The following is a 461-nucleotide window of genomic DNA, read 5'->3' as shown; positions in this document are numbered from 1 at the left end:
CTGACTGCTCATCAGCGACACCACGGTGAACGGGCCGCACTGCATCTCCACCTGAGCCATCACCTCGTCGACGATGACGTTGGTTACCAGCCCGGCGAACCGGTTGCGGGCCGAGCTGCCGATGCCGAGTGGGTCCTTTGGCGCCGCAGCGGCGTTGGCGCGCGCGAACGCCGCCAGCGCGGCCCCGTCGATCACCTTGCGCCCGGAGCCGTCGAGATGGGCCGGCAGCGATCCGTCGTCGATCCAGCGCCGCACGGTGTCGTCACTGACCCCGAGCAATTCGGCCGCCTCGCGGACCCGGATGTCTGGCACCGCGACAGCGTATCGACACCACCCCCGCTCAACAACCGCAAATGCAGGGATATCGCCCGATATCAACCGCACATGCGGGTCTTGACTGCCCCGCCCTTCGACCGCTAAGCAGATGCTCAGCATTTCGACGACGGAGGGAACCATATGGC

The 461-nt window shown here is 66.6% G+C and carries 1 protein-coding gene; it reads right to left on the bottom strand.

Translation table 11 applies throughout. From position 1 onward, the window contains the following. The coding region (locus RM590_RS35600) for a TOBE domain-containing protein (RefSeq protein WP_311708955.1) at window positions 1-312 on the bottom strand (312 nt) is incomplete at its 3' end. Window positions 313-461: the final 149 nt, after the last annotated feature.

Origin of the sequence: Streptomyces litchfieldiae (assembly GCF_031845365.1) — a bacterium.
Lineage (GTDB): Bacteria > Actinomycetota > Actinomycetes > Streptomycetales > Streptomycetaceae > Streptomyces > Streptomyces litchfieldiae.
This window is presented reverse-complemented; position numbering and strand designations above follow the sequence as displayed.